Below are 257 nucleotides of genomic sequence, written 5' to 3'. Positions count from 1 at the left end.
GTCTGACCCTTGGGTCAGACCCCGCTTTACCGGTTTTACCAGATGATTACTCGCTCTTTCGGCGTCAGGTACATCTTGTCGCCCTTCTTCACACCGAACGATAAGTCGGGTGGCAAGTTCAAGGAGCCTGAGGTTAAGCAGGCTGCTCCGGCTGCTGAGGCGCCGGCTGCGGAGCCTAAGGGCTGATCTTTTCACCGCGTATAAAAAAACCGCTCGATTGGAGCGGTTTTTTTTTTGCCTTTTTTAAAACCGGTAAA

The organism is Duganella sp. Root198D2 (genome assembly GCF_001428585.1).
GTDB lineage: Bacteria > Pseudomonadota > Gammaproteobacteria > Burkholderiales > Burkholderiaceae_D > Rugamonas.
The sequence above is the reverse complement of the archived record's forward strand: the minus strand, read 5'-3'. Positions refer to the sequence as shown.